At 64.6% G+C, this 17,993-nt stretch carries 17 protein-coding genes; 9 read left to right on the top strand and 8 right to left on the bottom strand.

Annotation, left to right across the window (positions count from 1 at the left end):
* Window positions 1-11: 11 nt before the first annotated feature.
* A complete protein-coding gene (locus tag F6X59_RS11390; protein ID WP_152956333.1) occupies window positions 12-323 on the bottom strand; it encodes a DUF962 domain-containing protein in 312 nt (103 codons plus the stop codon).
* A gap of 155 nt (window positions 324-478) precedes the next feature.
* Here F6X59_RS11390 and F6X59_RS11385 point away from each other — a divergent pair, with 155 nt between their 5' ends.
* Window positions 479-1,540 carry an AraC family transcriptional regulator gene (locus F6X59_RS11385; protein ID WP_152956332.1) on the top strand — a complete coding sequence of 354 codons (1,062 nt, stop codon included), beginning with the start codon at window positions 479-481 and terminating at the stop codon, window positions 1,538-1,540.
* On the opposite strand, the gene F6X59_RS11380 is transcribed toward F6X59_RS11385, so the two are convergent.
* Entirely contained in the window at window positions 1,497-2,951 is a 1,455-nt protein-coding gene (locus F6X59_RS11380; RefSeq protein WP_152956331.1) for a TrkH family potassium uptake protein, read from the bottom strand. The genes F6X59_RS11385 and F6X59_RS11380 overlap by 44 nt on opposite strands.
* Window positions 2,952-3,053: 102 nt before the next feature.
* Here F6X59_RS11380 and F6X59_RS11375 point away from each other — a divergent pair, with 102 nt between their 5' ends.
* A complete protein-coding gene (locus tag F6X59_RS11375) occupies window positions 3,054-3,611 on the top strand; it encodes an NAD(P)H nitroreductase (protein WP_152956330.1) in 558 nt (185 codons plus the stop codon).
* Between the two features lie 35 nt (window positions 3,612-3,646).
* Here the strand turns inward: F6X59_RS11375 and F6X59_RS11370 are convergent, their stop codons facing one another.
* The 5 genes from F6X59_RS11370 to F6X59_RS11350 all read right to left on the bottom strand — a co-directional run bounded on the left by F6X59_RS11370 (window position 3,647) and on the right by F6X59_RS11350 (window position 7,290).
* Complete coding sequence (locus F6X59_RS11370) at window positions 3,647-4,984, bottom strand: ATP-binding protein (protein WP_372240361.1); 1,338 nt, start codon at window positions 4,982-4,984, stop codon at window positions 3,647-3,649.
* 60 nt (window positions 4,985-5,044) lie between these two features.
* The gene (locus F6X59_RS11365; RefSeq protein WP_152956328.1) at window positions 5,045-5,461 is read right to left on the bottom strand and encodes a Spy/CpxP family protein refolding chaperone; all 417 of its coding nucleotides are present in this window, start codon (window positions 5,459-5,461) and stop codon (window positions 5,045-5,047) included.
* Window positions 5,462-5,585: 124 nt separating this feature from the next.
* Complete coding sequence (locus F6X59_RS11360; RefSeq protein ID WP_152956327.1) at window positions 5,586-6,263, bottom strand: response regulator transcription factor; 678 nt, start codon at window positions 6,261-6,263, stop codon at window positions 5,586-5,588.
* Window positions 6,264-6,395: 132 nt separating this feature from the next.
* On the bottom strand, window positions 6,396-6,695 hold the full coding sequence (locus tag F6X59_RS11355; RefSeq protein ID WP_008091826.1) for a YciI family protein: 300 nt from the start codon (window positions 6,693-6,695) through the stop codon (window positions 6,396-6,398).
* 1 nt (window position 6,696) lies between these two features.
* Window positions 6,697-7,290 (bottom strand): septation protein A, encoded by a 594-nt coding sequence (locus tag F6X59_RS11350; RefSeq protein WP_372240359.1) that lies wholly within the window; start codon window positions 7,288-7,290, stop codon window positions 6,697-6,699.
* 67 nt (window positions 7,291-7,357) lie between these two features.
* On the opposite strand from F6X59_RS11350, the gene F6X59_RS11345 reads away from it, so the two are divergent.
* The 6 genes from F6X59_RS11345 (at window position 7,358) to F6X59_RS11320 (ending at window position 13,827) form a co-directional block, all read left to right on the top strand.
* Entirely contained in the window at window positions 7,358-8,218 is an 861-nt protein-coding gene (locus tag F6X59_RS11345) for a PHP domain-containing protein (protein ID WP_152956325.1), read from the top strand.
* Window positions 8,219-8,231: 13 nt separating this feature from the next.
* The gene (locus F6X59_RS11340) at window positions 8,232-8,861 is read left to right on the top strand and encodes an L-threonylcarbamoyladenylate synthase (RefSeq protein ID WP_346653956.1); all 630 of its coding nucleotides are present in this window, start codon (window positions 8,232-8,234) and stop codon (window positions 8,859-8,861) included.
* Window positions 8,862-8,986: 125 nt separating this feature from the next.
* Window positions 8,987-9,709 carry a ScpA family protein gene (locus tag F6X59_RS11335; protein ID WP_178120072.1) on the top strand — a complete coding sequence of 241 codons (723 nt, stop codon included), beginning with the start codon at window positions 8,987-8,989 and terminating at the stop codon, window positions 9,707-9,709.
* Window positions 9,699-10,469, top strand: coding sequence for an SMC-Scp complex subunit ScpB (gene scpB, locus F6X59_RS11330; protein WP_152956322.1), 771 nt, complete (start codon window positions 9,699-9,701; stop codon window positions 10,467-10,469). Before F6X59_RS11335 ends, scpB begins: the two co-directional genes overlap by 11 nt.
* A 152-nt stretch (window positions 10,470-10,621) precedes the next feature.
* Complete coding sequence (rluB, locus tag F6X59_RS11325; RefSeq protein WP_152956321.1) at window positions 10,622-11,764, top strand: 23S rRNA pseudouridine(2605) synthase RluB; 1,143 nt, start codon at window positions 10,622-10,624, stop codon at window positions 11,762-11,764.
* 644 nt (window positions 11,765-12,408) lie between these two features.
* Window positions 12,409-13,827 (top strand): amino acid permease, encoded by a 1,419-nt coding sequence (locus F6X59_RS11320; protein ID WP_178120071.1) that lies wholly within the window; start codon window positions 12,409-12,411, stop codon window positions 13,825-13,827.
* Window positions 13,828-13,896: 69 nt separating this feature from the next.
* Here the strand turns inward: F6X59_RS11320 and F6X59_RS11315 are convergent, their stop codons facing one another.
* Complete coding sequence (locus tag F6X59_RS11315) at window positions 13,897-14,781, bottom strand: LysR substrate-binding domain-containing protein (RefSeq protein ID WP_152956320.1); 885 nt, start codon at window positions 14,779-14,781, stop codon at window positions 13,897-13,899.
* A gap of 152 nt (window positions 14,782-14,933) precedes the next feature.
* Between F6X59_RS11315 and F6X59_RS11310 the strand changes: the two genes are divergently transcribed.
* The gene (locus F6X59_RS11310; RefSeq protein WP_152956319.1) at window positions 14,934-17,954 is read left to right on the top strand and encodes an FAD-binding and (Fe-S)-binding domain-containing protein; all 3,021 of its coding nucleotides are present in this window, start codon (window positions 14,934-14,936) and stop codon (window positions 17,952-17,954) included.
* Window positions 17,955-17,993: the final 39 nt, after the last annotated feature.

Raw genomic sequence — 17,993 nt, 5'->3', positions numbered from 1 at the left:
GCGCCCACTGGCTAGAGGCTGATCCTGCCGAGCAGTATGTCGCGGAACATGGCGAAGTCACCGATCAGGCTGTACCAGGGGTGGCTGAACGTCGCTGGCCGGTTCTTCTCGAAAAAGAAATGCCCCACCCAGGCGAAGCCGTATCCGCAGAACGGCACTGCCAGCAGCAGCATCCACTTGCCACTGCCAATGGTGTAGGCCAGCAAGGCGATCACCAGGCTGGTGCCGACAAAATGCAGGCGCCGGCAAGTGGGGTTGCTGTGCTCGCCCAGGTAATACGGATAGAACTCGGCAAAACTGCGAAACTGCGCTGTGCTGCTCATGGGCAGTGCTCCGGGATTATCACTTTTGGACAGGATACACGGCGTGGAGCCTGAATCGAGTCTAGAGTCATTGGCGGGGCCGGCCAGTGACAATAGGCGCCAAATGAGTATCCTTGGGGTTCACCGCATGAAGCGGTCAGTATAAGAAGCCTGCCATGAGTGAAAGAACCACGTCAGCCAGCTGGGCATCAGGGATTGTGAAGGCGCTGGAGCTGGAGGGGCTCGACTGCCCGGCCATGTTCAAGCAGCTGGGGTTGGATTTCGCCGCACTCGACGATCCGGATGCACGCTTTCCGCAGGACGCCATGACCCGCCTCTGGCAGCTCGCGGTCGAACTCTCGGGCAACGAGGCCATTGGCTTGAACATGGCGCGGGTGGTTCGCCCGGCTTCATTCCATGTGGTGGGCTACGCGCTGATGTCCAGCCGCACCCTGGCCGAAGGTTTCGAGCGGCTGGTGCGTTACCAGCGCATCATTGCCGAAAGCTCCGACCTGAGCTTCATCCTCGGCCCTGAAGGCTATTCGCTGATTCTGACCGTGCATGGCGATCACTTGCCCCCTACCCGGCACAGCGCCGAAGCGTCGCTGGCCTGCGCGCTGGCCTTGTGCAAATGGCTCAGTGGCCGGCCGGTGCAGCCGCGTCGGGTGCTGATACAAGGGCCGCAGCCGAAGGATATCGAGCCGTACAAGGTGGCTTTCCATTCCCCGCTGATCTTCGATGCGCCGCACGATGCGCTGGTGTTCGAGCGGGCCGACATGGAAGCGCCGTTGCCCACTGCCAACGAAGCCATGGCCATTCTGCATGACCGCTTTGCCGGCGAATACCTGGCGCGCTTTTCGGAAAGCCGCGTGACTCACCGGGTGCGCCAGGTGCTGTGCCGCATCTTGCCGCAAGGCGAGCCCAAGCGCGAAACCCTGGCCCAGGCCCTGCACCTGTCCCAGCGCACCTTGCAGCGCCGTTTGCAGGAAGAGGGCACCAGCTTCCAGGCGTTGCTCGACGACACCCGCCGTGAACTGGCCGAGCAGTACCTGGCCCAGCCAGGCATGACCCTGCTGGAAACCGCCTACCTGCTGGGCTTTGCCGACCCGAGCAATTTCTACCGGGCGTTCCGCCGCTGGTTCGATGTGACCCCCAGCGAATACCGCGCCCAGCTGGGGGGGGAGCCTGCCGACGTCAGTGACGCCAGAACGCCGGCATACACAACACCAGCACCGTGATGATCTCCAGGCGGCCGAGCAGCATGCCGGTCGACAGCACCCATTTGGCGGCATCCGGCAACGTCGAGTAGTTGCCCGAAGGGCCGACCACTTCGCCCAGGCCCGGGCCGACGCCCGACACCGTGCCGGCCGCGCCGGTCAGTGCGGTCATCCAGTCCACGCCCAGCAGCGACAGCAGCAGCGCCATCACGCAGATGGTGATGGCGAAGAAGAACGAGAAGGTCAGGATCGAACGGACGATCTCTTCGTCCAGGCGATGGCCGTTGTACTTCTGCTTGATCACCGCGCGCGGGTGGATCAGCTGGTTGAGGCTGGCCTTGAGCAGGATGTAGGCCACCTGGAACCGGAAGATCTTGATACCGCCGGCCGTGGAGCCGGAGCAGCCGCCGACGAAGCCCAGGTAGAAGAACAGCATCAGCGAGAAGTTGCCCCACAGGCTGTAGTCGCCCAGGGCAAAACCGGTGGTGGTGACCACCGAAGTCACGTTCAGCGCTACGTGGCGCAGGGCGTCGAGCCAGTGCAGGTTGGTGGTGTACCAGTACCAGGTGCCGAGCACCATCCAGGTTACCACCAGCATGCCCAGCAAACCCTGCACCTGCTGGTCGCGGATCAGCGCCTTGCGGTTGCCGCGCAAGGTCGCCACGTACAGCGTGAAAGGCAGGCTGCCGAGGATCATCACCACCACCGCGACCCAGTGCACGGCGGGGATGTCCCACTTGGCCAGCGACTGGTCAGAGGTGGAAAAACCGCCGGTGGAGATTGCCGACATGGCATGGTTGATGGCATCGAACGGGCTCATGCCGGCCCACCAGAAGGCCAGTGCGCCAAAGATCGAGAAACCGACGTACACGCCGACGATCGACTTGGCGACCATGTGCGAGCGCGGCATGACCTTTTCCGAACGGTCCGACGACTCGGTCTGGAACAGGCGCATGCCACCGATGCGCAGCAGCGGCAGGATCGCCACCGCCATGGCGATGAAGCCGATACCGCCGAGCCAGTGCAGCATCGAGCGCCACATCAGGATGCCCGGTGACATGGTGTCGAGCCCGCTGAGCACCGTGGCGCCGGTGGCAGTGATGCCGGACATGCTCTCGAAGAAGGCGTCGGTGTAGCTGATGTGCTGGGTCAGCAGGAAGGGCAGGGCGGCGAAGATGCACACCACCACCCAGCTGCTGACGGTCAGCAGGTACATGTCGCGCGGCCGCAGGTGGACGTGCTCGGGGCGGCCCTGCAGGACCATGGCCAGGCCGGCGATGAAAGTGATCAGGCTGGACCAGAGGAACGACGGCATGTCGCCGGTGCGTTCGAAGATCACCAGGGTCGCCATGGGCACGACCATGCTGACCGCCAGGGTGATCAGGAAGATGCCGATGATGAAACCAATGATCCTTAAGGTCGGCAACGCCATGTGATCTGCTCTGACTCGAAACGGAAGGGCGCCATTCTACCTATGGGTCTGGTGATGTAAACGCTAGAATGGCCGCACATTTACCTGCCAGGAGGGTAGCCGATGGAGGCTCTCGACGCATTGCTCAACCGTGTTTCCGTGCCACGCCTGACTGACCCGGCACCTAACGAGGCCCAGCGTGAGGCACTGTTTCAGGCCGCCTTGCGCGCGCCGGACCACGGCCAGTTGCGGCCGTGGCGCTTCCTGACCATCGAGGGTCAGGGCCGCGACAAGCTCGGTGAACTGTTCGCCGAAGCGCTGCAGCACAAGGGCGACGCCAGCCAGGCTGCGCTGGACAAGGCACGGGCGATGCCGCTGCGTGCGCCGTTGCTGATCGTGGTGATCGCCAAGCTGCAGGACCACTTCAAGGTACCGAAGTCCGAGCAGCGCCTGGCGGCGGGGTGCGCGGCCCATGGCATCCTGATTGCGGCGCATGCCCAGGGGATGGGTGCGGTGTGGCGTACTGGCGACATGGCCTTTGATGCGCATGTGCACAAAGGGTTGGGGCTGGCCGAGAACGAGGAGCTGATCGGCTACCTGTATGTCGGCACGCCGCTGGCCGAACCGCGCACGGCGCCGATTCTGGAGACTGCTGCGTACGTCAGTACCTGGGGCGAATAACGCAGAGGGGGCTGCAAAGCAGCCCCGGCTTACTGTCAGTTGGCAGCAATGTTCTCAGGCAACTCCAACCTGGCCACAAACCCACCTTGCGGGTGATTCTCCAGCACCAGGCTGCCGCCATGCCGCTCCGCCGCCTTGCGCGCAATTGCCAGCCCCAGCCCATGCCCCGCTGCTTCCTGCCCCGGCGCCCGGAAGAACGGCTCACCCAACTGCGCCAAATGCTCCGGCGCCGCCCCCGGCCCATGGTCTCGCACGCTCAACACGATCTTCTGCTGCTCGCGCTGCGCGCTGATCTCGATCGGCTGCCCCTGCGGGTTGAAGCGCAGGGCATTGCGCACCAGGTTGTCCACGGCACGCTCGATCAGCGTCGGCCAGCCTTGCAGCGCCAGCCCCGGCTGCGCCTCCAGCTTCACTTCCTGCTCCGGTGCACTGAGCTGAGCGTCCTTGCGCACGCTGCCGAGCAGGGCGTTGAGGTCGACAGGTTCGGCATGGGCCTGTTCGGCATCGACCCGGGCCAGCGTCAGGATTTCGCTGATCAGGTCTTCCAGGCGGTCGCATTCACGGGTCAGGCGTGGCCACAGGGCCTGGCGCTGTTCGGTTTCGGCGCGCTCGGCCAGGGCCAGGGCAATGCGCAGGCGGGCCAGCGGTGAACGCAGCTCGTGGGACACGTCGCGCAGCAACTGGCGCTGGCTGCCGATCAGGCTCTGCAGGCGTGCGCCCATCTTGTTGAAGTCCTTGGCCAGTACGCCGAACTCGTCACGCCGAGCGGCCAGGCGGGCCAGGCTGTTCTGTTGGTAGCTGGCCTGGCCAAGGTCGTGCACGGCGCCGCGCAGGCGGCTCAGCGGGCGGGTGATCGACAGGGTCACCAGCAGGCTGAACAAGGTCAGCACCACCAAGGCGATGCCCAGCGCACTCAACGGCCACAGCAGGCTCTCGCGGTGCCAGGCGTCCAGCTCCGGGTGTGGGATGCGGTAGATCAGCAGGTAGGTGTTGCCGCTGTCGGGGCTGGTGTATTCCTCGGTCAGGCGCCGCCACGGCAGGCGGCGCTCGTCATTGTGCTGACGCGCTTCGAACGCCGCAGCGCGGCGCGGGAAGGTGCCGGGCACCACGGCATCGCCGCTGTCGTCGAGCACCTGCACATCGATCTTGTAGCGCTCCTTGCGTCGCTCCAAAAAGGCCTGGGCAGACTCCAGGCCTTCCTGCTCATAATGCTTGGCCCACTCGCTGGCCATGGTCTTGAGGCCCGGGTGACGGCTGAGGATCCAGGCGTCCTGGTTGAGCATGTGGCCGAGCAGGATCGACAGGCCCGCGACCAGGGTGATAGCCAGCCAGAAACTGGCCAGGATGCGCCAGAACAGAGAACGCAAGAGCACCTCCTGAAAACGGGAAAAGCCCGGCCCGCGTGAGGGCGGGCCGGGCATTGGGAGGACAGCTTACTGGGCCTTGCCAGCTTTTTCAGCTTTCCAGGCCTGGAACTCTTTCCATTCAGCCTTGCGTGCTTCGCGTTCCTTTTGCAGTTCGTCGAACTTCTTCTGCTGGTCAGGCTTGAGCAGCGCGCGGACCTGGCTGTCGGTCTTGTCGTGGCTGGCCTTGAGCTCGTCTTTCATGGCCTTCTGGTCGGCTGCCGGCAACTTGTTCAGATAACGCTCGGTGATTTCGCGGCGGTTCTGCATCTGCTCGCCCATCAGCTTGCCGATCTGCTGGCGCTGGTCGCGGCTCAGGTCCAGTTGGGCGAAAGGCGCATCACCGCGATGATGCGGGCCGTCGTGACGCTGGCCGCCTTCAGGCATGGCCATGGCCACGGTCGGCAGGGCGGCGGCGAACATCAGGGCGATAAGGGTCTTGCGCATGGTGTCTCTCCTGTCATGGGCCGGTGGTTACCGGATGAGCTCAGTCTAGGGAGATCAAGGTCAAGCGCAGTCAGCGGACGGTAAAGGCAGGGTAAAGATGGGGCGCAGGCGGCCCCATGCAGGTTTACAGGCAATAGTAGTAACCGCGGCTACGCAGCGCGACGATCCGCGGCCGCCCATCGGGGTGTGGGCCGACTTTCTTGCGCAGGTTGCTGACGTGCATGTCCAGGCTGCGGTCATACAGGGTCAGCTTGCGCCCCAGGGCGATCTGCGCCAGTTCCTGCTTGTCCAGCGGCTCGCCCGGTTGGCGCAGCAGCGCTTCGAGGATGCGGCTTTCGGACAGGGTCAGGCTCATGTCGCGGCCATCGATACTGACCACGCCGCGCACCGGGCTGAACGCCAGGTCACCGATTTCCAGCTGGGTGGTGGTGGCGGTGGGGTGGCTGCGGCGCAGCACGGCGCGCAGGCGGGCGGTGAGCTCACGGGGGTCGCAGGGCTTGGCCAGGTAATCGTCGGCACCCAGCTCCAGGCCGAGAATGCGGTCCAGTGGCTCGCCACGGGCCGACAGCATCAGCACCGGCAGCTCGGCGTGTTCGCTGCGCAGCTGCTTGAGCAGCTCCAGGCCGCTGCCGTCGGGCAGCATCACATCCAGCACCACGGCCGCCGGGGCATGCTCGGCCAACGCCTGGCGCGCGCTCTGGCCATCATGGCAGGCGCGTACCGCAAACCCTTCCTGGGTCAGCCAGCTGCCGAGCAGCTCGCAGAGTTCCTGGTCATCATCAATCAGTAACAGCTCGCTCATGACTCACTCAATTCAACCATTGACGGCGTCTTCTGTGTCCGCCAGTGGCAAAGATACCGCAGACTGAGGGCGAGCGTGCAATTCGAGCGGGGGAGACCGCGTCGCCGGCTTGATCGGCGACGCGGTGGCAGCTCAAGGCAGGACTTGCTTGAACGGCTTGACGATGACCTTGTCGTACACGCCTGCGGCAATGTACGGGTCGGCATCGGCCCAGGCCTGGGCGGCGGCCAGGGAGTCGAACTCGGCGACGATCAGGCTGCCGCTGAAGCCGGCTTCACCTGGGTCGTTGCTGTCGATGGCCGGGTGCGGGCCGGCCAGTACCACGCGGCCTTCGGCCTTGAGCTGCTGCAGGCGCTCGATGTGCGCCGGGCGTGCAGCCAGGCGCTTTTCCAGGGAGTTCGCGACGTCGCTGGCGATGATGGCGTAGAGCATGTCAATCCTTGGGTTTTGAGGTGGAAGGGTCGTCGTGCAGGTGACGCGACAGGTACACACCCTGCGCCACCAGGAAGATCACGGTCATGCCCAGGCTGCCGAACACCTTGAAGTCGACCCAGAAGCTCTGGAAGGTGAAGGCAACGAACAGGTTGGCGGCGCCGCAGAATACGAAGAAGACGATCCAGGCTACGTTCAGGCGCGACCAGATGGCATCGGGCAGGGTCAGCGCGTGGCCCATGACGCGCTTGATCAGCACCCGGTCGCCGATGAAGTGGCTACCGGCGAAGCCCAGGGCGAACAGCCAGTTGACCACCGGCGCCTTCCACTTGAGGAAGGTTTCGCTGTGGAAGGTCAGGGTCAGGCCGCCGAACACCAGGCAGGCGACCAGGGTCAGCCACTGGCCCTTCTCCAGCTTGCGCTGGCGCAGGAACAGCGCGCCGTACACCACCAGCGAGCTGATGATCAGCATCGCCGTGGCGCTGTAGATGCCGCCGAATTCGAAGCTGTGGCCAGCGACCTCCATCGGGCGCGGGTCGAGCTTGTAGACGATGAAGAACAGCAGCAGCGGGATGAAATCGATGAATTGTTTCACAATGGCAGCCAGAATCGGGATGTGACGGCATAATAACAAACATCGATTCCAGCGAAAGCGCTCCTCCATGAATGTTGATCTGCACTGTCACAGCACGGCCTCCGACGGCGCCCTGTCGCCCACGGACCTGGTCGCCCGGGCCCATGAGCACGGGGTGCAAACGCTGGCACTGACCGACCACGACACCCTCGAAGGGCTGCCCGAGGCGCGCCAGGCCTGCCACGCGCGTGGCATGCGCTGGGTCAGCGGGGTAGAGCTGTCGTGCACCTGGGGTGGCGCGACCATTCACGTGCTGGGCTACAATTTCCCGCTCGATGCGCCGCCCTTGCTCCAGGCCATCGAGGCCCTGCACCGTGGCCGCTGGTTGCGCGCCGAGGAAATCGACAAACGGTTGGCGGCCAAGGGCATGCCGGGCGCCCTCGACGGCGCGCGGGCCGTGCAGCAAGAACTGGGTGACAGCGGCAACGCCCCGGCGCGGCCGCATTTTGCCGAGTTCATGGTGCGCGCCGGCCATGTCAAGGACCGCGCCGAGGCCTTCCGCAAGTGGCTGGGGGCCGGCAAGCTGGGCGACGTCAAGCAGCACTGGCCGACACTCGACGAAACTGTCGCCACCCTGCGCCAGTCCAACGCTTGGGTGAGCCTTGCGCACCCCATGCATTACGATCTGACCCGCAGCAAGCGCAGGCGGCTGATTGCCGACTATATTCAGGCAGGCGGGCAGGCACTTGAGGTGGTCAACGGGATGATGCCGGCCGAGCAGGTGGGCACGATGTCCATCCTTACCCGTGAGTTCGGCCTGCTGGCAAGTGCTGGCAGCGATTTCCACGGCCCCGGCACCTGGGGCGAGATCGGTGCCTACCGGCCATTGCCCGAGGACTTGCCACCTCTGTGGCGTCGATTCAGCCATGAACAGCCTATGGCGCTATGAACAGGACGACTTCGTGAGCCAATTTTTCCAGATTCATCCGGAGAACCCACAACCGCGTCTGATCCGCCAGGCGGTGGAGATCATCCGCAAGGGCGGCGTGGTGGTCTACCCGACCGACTCGGCCTATGCCCTGGGTTGCCAGATCGGCGACAAGACGGCGATCGAGCGCGTGCGCCGCCTGCGCGGCCTGGACAAGACCCACAATTTCACCCTGATGTGCTGCGACATGTCGCAGCTGGGGCTGTACGCCAAGGTCGATACCGGCATATTCCGCCTGCTCAAGGCCCATGTGCCCGGGCCGTACACCTTCATTCTCAACGGTACCCGCGAAGTGCCGCGCCTGCTGCTGCATGAAAAGCGCCGCACCATCGGCCTGCGCGTACCCGACCACGCCATCACCCTGGCGCTGCTGGCCGAGCTGGGCGAGCCGCTGATGAGCGTGAGCCTGATCCTGCCGGGCGACACCGAGCCGATGACCGACCCCTACGAGATCCGCGAGCGCCTGGAGCACCATGTCGACCTGGTGATCGATGGCGGCTTCGGCGACCTCAAGGCCTCGACCATCATCGACCTGTCCGGCGACGAACCTGAGCTGATCCGCGAAGGCTGCGGCGACCCCACGCCGTTCATGGTCAACGCGTGAGTCAGGTGGAAGTACCCGAGGCGCCGGCCGAGCAGGCCGCTTCGCCCCAGCAGTTGCAGCTGGCGCTGGTCTACGGTGAAGCACTGACCGAAATGCCGGTGGACCTGTACATCCCGCCGGACGCCCTGGAAGTCATCCTCGAAGCCTTCGAAGGCCCGCTGGACCTGCTGCTGTACCTGATCCGCAAGCAGAACATCGACATCCTCGACATCCCCGTGGCAGAGATTACTCGCCAGTACATGGGCTATGTCGAGCTGATGAAGAGCGTGCGCCTGGAGCTGGCCGCCGAGTACCTGGTGATGGCCGCGATGCTCGCCGAGATCAAGTCGCGCATGCTGCTGCCGCGCTCGGCCGAGGTCGAGGAAGAAGAGGGCGACCCGCGCGCCGAGCTGATCCGCCGCTTGCAGGAATACGAGCGCTTCAAGGCCGCCGCCGAAGGCCTCGACGAGCTGCCGCGGGTGGGCCGCGAGATCGTCGTGCCGCGCCTTGAGGCGCCCCAGGCCAAGGTGCGCAAGCTGCTGCCGCAGGTCAGCCTGGAAGAGTTGCTGGTGTCCATGGCCGAGGTCATGCGCCGCAACGACCTGTTCGAAAGCCACCAGATCACCCGCGAGACGCTGTCTACCCGCGAGCGCATGAGCGACGTGCTGGAGCGCCTCAAGGGCGGCGCCTTCGTGCCGTTCGTCGCGCTGTTCACGCCCGAGGAGGGCAAGCTCGGCGTGGTGGTGACCTTCATGGCGATCCTCGAGCTGGTGAAGGAAGCGCTGGTCGAACTGGTGCAGAATGAGCCCTTTGCGCCGATCCATGTGCGGCTGCGCCCCGAGTCTGTCGAAGATCCTGATGAACCTTAATGAACCCCGCGACCTGGCGTCGCTGATCGAAGCCTTCCTGCTCGCCTCGGGCAAGCCGCAGTCCCTCGAACGCCTCTACGAGCTGTTCGAGGAGGCCGAGCGCCCCGAGGCGAAGGTGTTCAAGAAGGCCCTGGAAGTGCTCGCCAAGTCCTGTGCCGGGCGGGCTTTCGAGCTCAAGGAAGTGGCCACCGGTTACCGCCTGCAAATTCGTGAAGACTTCGCGCCTTGGGTGGGAAGGCTGTGGGAGGAGCGCCCGCAGCGTTATTCCCGCGCCTTGCTGGAAACCATGGCGCTGATCGCCTACCGCCAGCCCATTACCCGTGGCGAGATCGAGGATGTGCGGGGCGTGGCGGTCAACAGCAACATCATCAAGACGCTGATGGAGCGCGAGTGGATTCGCGTGGTCGGCCACCGCGAGGTGCCCGGGCGCCCGGCGATGTTCGCTACCACCAAGGCGTTTCTCGATCATTTCAACCTCAAGAGCCTGGACGAGTTGCCAGCGCTGGCCGAACTGCGCGAGATGGAGCCGCAGCCGCTGCTCGATCCGGATGATGCCCCGGTACCGGCGCACATTCAGGCCTTGGCCGATGCCAGCCTGGGCGAGGAAGAAGCAGCAGGCGAGCCGAAGGAAGAGACCAGCTTCCGCAGCCTGCTGGTGGAGCTGGACCAGATGGAAGAAGGGTTGAAGACCGACTTCGACGACCTTCGCGATGAAGAGCCCGAGGCCTCGGTGGAGGACGAGGGCAAGTCGGCCCCCTGACGCGTACCACCATTGAGCAGAAATCCTGCTCGGGGCCGACAAAACCCTCTACCCTGCAGTGCGTTCCCCCAGCGAACCGCGTATGATGCGCGGCCCTTTGGCGCGTTCGTCGCCAAGACCCTGATTTCATTCCTACACCGGGAGGTGCCCAGATGAGTGAGCAAGACCTGCAAAATACCGAAATCACCCCGCCAGCCGGCGAAAAGCTGCAAAAAGTGCTGGCGCGCATTGGCGTCGGTTCGCGCCGTGACGTCGAAGCCTGGATCAGCCAGGGCCGCATCAAGGTCAACGGCGTCGAGGCCACCCTCGGCCTGCGCGTCGACCTGCACGACGCCATCACCGTCGACGGCAAGCTGATCAAGCGCGAAGAGGCCGCCGAGGCCACGCGCCGGGTGATCATGTACAACAAGCCCGATGGCGAGATCTGCACCCGTGACGACCCGGAAGGGCGCCCGACCGTGTTCGACCGCCTGCCGCGGCCGAAGGAAGGCCGCTGGATCAACATCGGCCGCCTGGACATCAACACCACCGGCCTGCTGCTGTTCACCACCGACGGCGAACTGGCCAACCGCCTGATGCACCCGTCCTACGAAATGGACCGCGAGTACGCCGTGCGTGTGCGTGGTGAAGTCGACGACGAGATGATCGATCGCCTGAAGGCGGGCGTGATGCTCGAAGACGGCCCGGCCAAGTTCACCGACATCCAGAAGGCGCCGGGTGGCGAAGGCTTCAACCACTGGTACCACTGCGTGGTGATGGAAGGCCGTAACCGCGAAGTACGCCGCCTGTGGGAATCCCAGGGCATGGTGGTCAGCCGCCTGAAGCGTGTGCGCTTCGGCCCGGTGTTCCTCAACTCCGACCTGCCGATGGGCCGCTGGCGTGAAATGACCCAGGGCGAAATCGACATCCTCGCCGCTGAGGTGGGCCTGCAGCCGGTTGCGCTGCCAACCCTGAACCTCAAGGCCAAGGACAAGATGGAGCGCCTGCAGCGCAAATCGAGCCGGCCTATGGGGCGCAACGAGCGCGTACGTAGCCTGCGCCCAGCCCATGAGGGCGGTGCTGCGGCCGCTGAGCGCCCGGCACGCCAGCCGCGCGATACCTCGGGTGAGCGCCCGGCACGTCAGCCGCGCGATACTTCGGGTGAGCGCCCTGCACGCCAGTCCCGTGACGAAGCTCCGCGCAAAGGCAGCCGTGGCAGCGCCGTGGCCGAACGCCCGAGCGAAATGCGCAAGCGCCCAGGCAAGCCTGACGGTGACAAGCCGGCTGGCCGCGTTCGCGGCAAGCCGCGTGGCTGATGTGTCAGAGCGGTAATCAAAAGCCAGCCTTCGGGCTGGTTTTTTTATGCCTGTGAGAATTTGGGGTTGCGCAGCTGCCCCAAGATATTGAAGAAAAAGAAATTTTCGGACGACTGGCAAGTTTCCAAACCACCCCGTAAAGAAATTTATACAGAGCGGCCCGAATTCAGCCCGCAATTCGGAATTTTCCTGTTCGTGTAAACAGAACTTGCCGCGCTACCCCCCGCAAACCCCCAGCCTCCACACCGCCCCATCTTGCTCAAACCCCCGTACCACGGTGATATAGCGCTCATTGCCGTGTGCAAAAGCCCGTCCAAAGAGCCGGGCCAACAGAACAACAAATGGAGGCGCCATGTACGCCGATCACTTCGCCTTTTCAGGCACCTACCACAGGATCGCTGCGTTTTTTCCCAAGGAAACGATGCAACGCGTTGACGCCTGCGCGTTTGCAGGGGTATACAGTGCGCCGCGTTTTACCTGTGACCCTCTTGCGTACCGCGCACTCTTGCCCACACCTGGCTGATCCGCCCCGGCGGCATCCGTTGGCAGGAAACCCAAGGTAACCACCTTGCCCATTCCGCTGCGCCACGAGCGCGGTGGGTCCGATTCCGTCACAGATAAAAACAATGCAGGTGACTTCGTTCATGAGTGGACAAAACATGCATTCAGGCGAGCTCAAGCGGGGCCTGAAGAACCGCCACATCCAGTTGATCGCCCTCGGCGGCGCGATTGGTACCGGCCTGTTCCTCGGCTCGGCAGGCGTGATGAAATCCGCCGGCCCGTCGATGATCCTCGGTTACGCCATCTGCGGCTTCATCGCCTTCATGATCATGCGCCAGCTCGGCGAGATGATCGTCGAAGAGCCGGTGGCCGGCTCGTTCAGCCACTTCGCACACACCTACTGGGGCGGCTTCGCCGGTTTCCTGTCGGGCTGGAACTGCTGGGTGCTGTACATCCTGGTGGGCATGTCGGAACTGTCAGCGGTGGGCAAGTACGTGCACTACTGGTGGCCGGAGATCCCGACCTGGGTCACGGCGGCAGCGTTCTTCGTGCTGATCAACGCCATCAACCTGATGAACGTGAAGTTCTTCGGTGAGGCCGAGTTCTGGTTCGCCATCATCAAGGTCGTGGCCATCGTCAGCATGATCGGCCTGGGCGCCTACCTGCTGACCAGCGGCAACGGCGGCCCTGACGCCTCGGTGAGCAACCTGTGGAGCCACGGTGGCTTCTTCCCGCATGGGGTTAGCGGCCTGGTGATGGCCCTGGCGTTCATCATGTTCTCGTTCGGTGGCCTGGAAATGCTCGGCTTCACCGCCGCCGAGGCCGACAAGCCGAAGACCGTGATCCCTAAAGCGATCAACCAGGTCATCTACCGCATCCTGATCTTCTATGTCGGTGCCCTGATCGTGCTGCTGTCGCTGACCCCATGGGATAACCTGGTCGCCAGCATCGATGCGTCCGGCGGCAGCTATGGCAGCAGCCCGTTCGTCCAGGTGTTCTCGCTGCTGGGCAGTGACGTGGCGGCCAACCTGCTGAACTTCGTGGTCCTGACCGCAGCACTGTCGGTGTACAACAGCGGCACCTACTGCAACGCCCGCATGCTGCTGGGCATGGCCGAGCAGGGTGATGCCCCGGCCGCGCTGGCCAAGGTCGACAAGCGCGGCGTGCCGGTGCGTTCGATCCTGGTGTCGGCGGCGGTGACCCTGATTGCCGTGCTGCTCAACTACCTGATGCCGCAGAATGCACTGGAGCTGCTGATGTCGCTGGTGGTCGCGACCCTGGTGATCAACTGGGCGATGATCAGCTACTCGCACCTGAAGTTCCGCCAGCACCTTGACCGTGTCGGCCAGAAGCCGCTGTTCAAGGCGCTGTGGTACCCGTACGGCAACTACGTGGTGCTGGCCTTCGTGGTGCTGATCCTGGGCATCATGCTGATGATTCCGGGTATCCAGGTGTCGGTGTACGCGATCCCGGTGTGGTTGGTGGCGATGCTGCTGGCGTACCTGGCCAAAGGCCGTCGTCGGCCGCAGGCCAATGGCGCTGCCGGTACCGTGGCCAAGTAACTCTTTGGCTGCTTGAAAAAACCCGATGTCAGGTGGCTGGCATCGGGTTTTTTGTTGCTTGTCACGGCCTCAGATCTGCTCCAGCAACCAACTGCGAAATGCCCTCAGTGAAGGCAAGGCCTCATTGCGCGGTGGATAGATCAGGTAATAACTGCGCTGGCTGGCAAACGGCGCCCCGGGGCTGAACAGTTCGCCCTTGGCCAACTCTTCCTCCACCAGAATCCTCGGTACCAGGCCGATGCCGATCCCGGCCCGTACCGCCTGAATCAGGTGCGAGGTCAGTTCGAAGCTCGGCCCCAGGCGCATCGCCCGGTGTGGCAGGCCGTGGTGGGAAAACCACTCACCCCAGGCGTGCGGGTTGTTGGCCACGTTCAGCAATACCTCTTCACTGATCCGTGCCGGGCTCCAGCCCTGGGCATCGCTGCCCGCTTCCGGCGGCAAGATCACCACCAGTTCCTCGGCATGCAGCCGATGGCAGATCAGCCCCGGCAGGTCGTGGCTGGCCACGCCGATGGCGGCGTCGATCTCGCTGGTGTCGAAGTTGATCGCTTCGATGCGTGAATGAATATGCACCAGCATGCCCGGGTGGGCGCTGTAGAACGCATGCAGGCGCGGCAGCAGCCACTTCGAGCCGAAGGTGGGCAGGGTGGCCAGGCGCAGGGTGCCGACACCGGACTGGTAGGCCAACGCCTGCAAGGTGGCACTGCGAATACGCCCCAGTGCTTCGCTCAGCTCGCGTTGGTACAGCCGGCCGACGTCGGTCAGCTGCACCTGGCGGCCCTCGCGACGGAACAGGGTCAGGCCCAGTTGCTGCTCCAGTGCCTGCACCTGGCGGCTGACCGCGCTCTGGGTCAGCGACAGTTCGGCGGCGGCACGGGTGTAGCTTTCATGCCGGGCGGCGGCCTCGAAAGCCAGCAGCAGTGACATGGATGGCGTCAGGTGGCGGTAATTCATTCATAAAAGTCATTGATAGCGGCAGGATTATCCGTTTGCCCCTGAAGCGAAACTACAGGAACATTGGCGTATACGTCATCCCAGCATGAAACAATGCATGCCGGAACGACAGGATTCCCGTGAATTAGCCTATATCAAGAGGCCATCCTTCGATGATCGCCCAGCTGTCGACCCTCGCGCCGAGCGCCAACTACCCCGAATTCCTCGAAGCCCTGCGCAACAGTGGCTTCCGTGGCCAGATCAGCGCCGACTACGGCACCCGTACGGTGCTGGCCACCGACAACTCGATCTACCAGCGCCTGCCGCAGGCGGCGGTGTTCCCGCTGGACGCCGACGACGTGGCGCGCGTGGCCACGCTGATGGGCGAGCCACGCTTCAAGGAGGTCAAGCTGACCCCGCGTGGCGGCGGCACGGGCACCAATGGCCAGTCGCTGACCGACGGCATCGTCGTCGACCTGTCGCGGCACATGAACCAGATCCTCGAAATCAATGTCGAGGAGCGTTGGGTGCGGGTCCAGGCCGGTACCGTCAAGGACCAGCTCAACGCCGCGCTCAAGCCCCACGGCCTGTTCTTCGCCCCTGAGTTGTCCACCTCCAACCGCGCCACCGTCGGCGGCATGATCAACACCGACGCCAGCGGCCAGGGCAGCTGCACCTACGGCAAGACCCGCGACCACGTGCTGGAGTTGCACAGTGTGCTGCTCGGCGGCGAGCGCCTGCACAGCCTGCCGATCGACGACGCCGCGCTGGAACAGGCCTGCGCCGCGCCTGGCCGAGTCGGCGAGGTGTACCGCATGGCCCGGGAGATCCAGGAAACCCAGGCCGAACTGATCGAGACTACCTTCCCCAAGCTCAACCGCTGCCTGACCGGCTATGACCTGGCGCACCTGCGCGACGAGCAGGGCCGCTTCAACCTCAACAGTGTGCTGTGCGGTGCCGAGGGCTCGCTGGGCTATGTGGTCGAAGCCAAGCTCAATGTGCTGCCGATTCCGAAATACGCCGTGTTGGTCAACGTGCGCTACACCAGCTTCATGGACGCCCTGCGCGATGCCAACGCACTGATGGCGCTCAAGCCGCTGTCGATCGAGACGGTCGACTCCAAGGTACTGATGCTGGCGATGAAGGACATCGTCTGGCACAGCGTTGCCGAATACTTCCCGGCCGACCCCGAGCGCCCGACCCTGGGTATCAACCTGGTGGAGTTCTGCGGCGACGAGCCGGCCGAGGTCAACGCCCGGGTCCAGGCGTTCATCGACCACCTGCAGAGCGACACCAGCGTCGAGCGCCTGGGCCACACCCTGGCCGAGGGCGCCGAGGCGGTGACCCGCGTCTACACCATGCGCAAGCGCTCGGTGGGCCTGCTTGGCAACGTCGAGGGCGAAGTGCGCCCGCAACCGTTCGTTGAAGACACCGCCGTGCCGCCCGAGCAGCTGGCCGACTACATCGCCGAATTCCGCGCACTGCTCGATGGCTATGGCCTGGCCTATGGCATGTTTGGCCACGTCGACGCTGGCGTGCTGCACGTGCGCCCGGCACTGGACATGAAAGACCCGGCCCAGGCGGCGCTGGTCAAGCCGATTTCCGATGCGGTGGCGGCGCTGACCAAGCGCTATGGTGGCCTGTTGTGGGGCGAGCACGGCAAAGGCCTGCGTTCGGAATACGTGCCGGAGTACTTCGGTGAGCTGTACCCGGCACTGCAGCGCCTCAAGGGGGCCTTCGACCCGTACAACCAGCTGAACCCAGGCAAGATCTGCACGCCGCCAGGCAGCGCCGAAGGCCTGACCCCGGTGGATGGCGTGACCCTGCGCGGTGACCTCGACCGCACCATCGACGAGCGCGTCTGGCAGGACTTCCCCAGCGCCGTGCACTGCAACGGCAATGGCGCCTGCTACAACTACGACCCCAACGACGCCATGTGCCCATCGTGGAAGGCCACCCGCGAGCGCCAGCATTCGCCCAAGGGCCGTGCCTCGCTGATGCGCGAATGGCTGCGCCTGCAGGGCGAGGCCAACATCGACGTGCTGGCGGCGGCGCGCAACAAAGTCTCGTGGCTCAAGGGCCTGCCGGCGCGGCTGCGCAACAACCGCGCACGCAACCAGGGCCAGGAAGACTTCTCCCATGAGGTGTACGACGCCATGGCCGGCTGCCTGGCGTGCAAGTCGTGCGCCGGGCAGTGTCCGATCAAGGTCAATGTGCCGGACTTCCGCTCGCGCTTCCTCGAGCTGTACCACGGCCGTTACCAGCGCCCGCTGCGTGACTACCTGATCGGCTCGCTGGAATTCACCATCCCGTACCTGGCCCATGCACCGGGCCTGTACAACGCGGTGATGGGCTCGAAGTGGGTCGGCAAACTGCTGGCGGACAAGGTCGGCATGGTCGACAGCCCACTGATCAGCCGCTTCAACTTCCAGTCGACCCTGACCCGCTGCCGCGTCGGCGTGGCCAGTGTGCCGGCCCTTCGCGAGCTGACCCCGGCCCAGCGCGAGCGCAGCATCGTGCTGGTCCAGGATGCCTTCACCCGCTACTTCGAAACGCAGCTGCTGGCCGCGTTCATCGAGCTGGCCCATCGCCTCGGCCACCGGGTGTTCCTGGCGCCCTACAGCGCCAACGGCAAGCCGCTGCACGTGCAAGGCTTCCTCGGTGCCTTCGCCAAGGCGGCGATCCGCAATGCCACCCAGCTCAAGGCCCTGGCTGACTGCGGCGTGCCGCTGGTGGGCCTGGACCCGGCGATGACCCTGGTCTACCGCCAGGAGTACCAGAAGGTGCCAGGCCTGGAAGATTGCCCGCAGGTGCTGCTGCCGCAGGAGTGGCTGATGGATGTGCTGCCGGAACAGGCGCCTGCCGCGCCGGGCAACTTCCGCCTGATGGCACACTGCACCGAGAAAACCAACGTGCCGGCCAGTACCAAACAGTGGGAACAGGTGTTTGCCCGCCTGGGGCTGAAGCTGGTGACCGAGGCGACGGGCTGCTGTGGCATGTCCGGTACCTACGGCCACGAGGCGCGCAACCAAGAGACTTCACGGACCATCTTCGAGCAGTCGTGGGCGACCAAGCTGGACAAGCAAGGTGAGGCGCTGGCGACCGGCTACTCGTGCCGCAGCCAGGTCAAGCGCATGACCGAGCGGCAGATGCGCCACCCGCTTGAGGTGGTGTTGCAGTACGCCAAGCGTTGACTTCGAGGGGCCTGGGGGCTGCTTTGCAGCCCTTTCGCG

Source organism: Pseudomonas sp. MN1F, assembly GCF_009391885.1.
Classification (GTDB): Bacteria; Pseudomonadota; Gammaproteobacteria; order Pseudomonadales; family Pseudomonadaceae; genus Aquipseudomonas.
The sequence above is the reverse complement of the archived record's forward strand: the minus strand, read 5'-3'. Positions and strand labels throughout refer to the sequence as shown.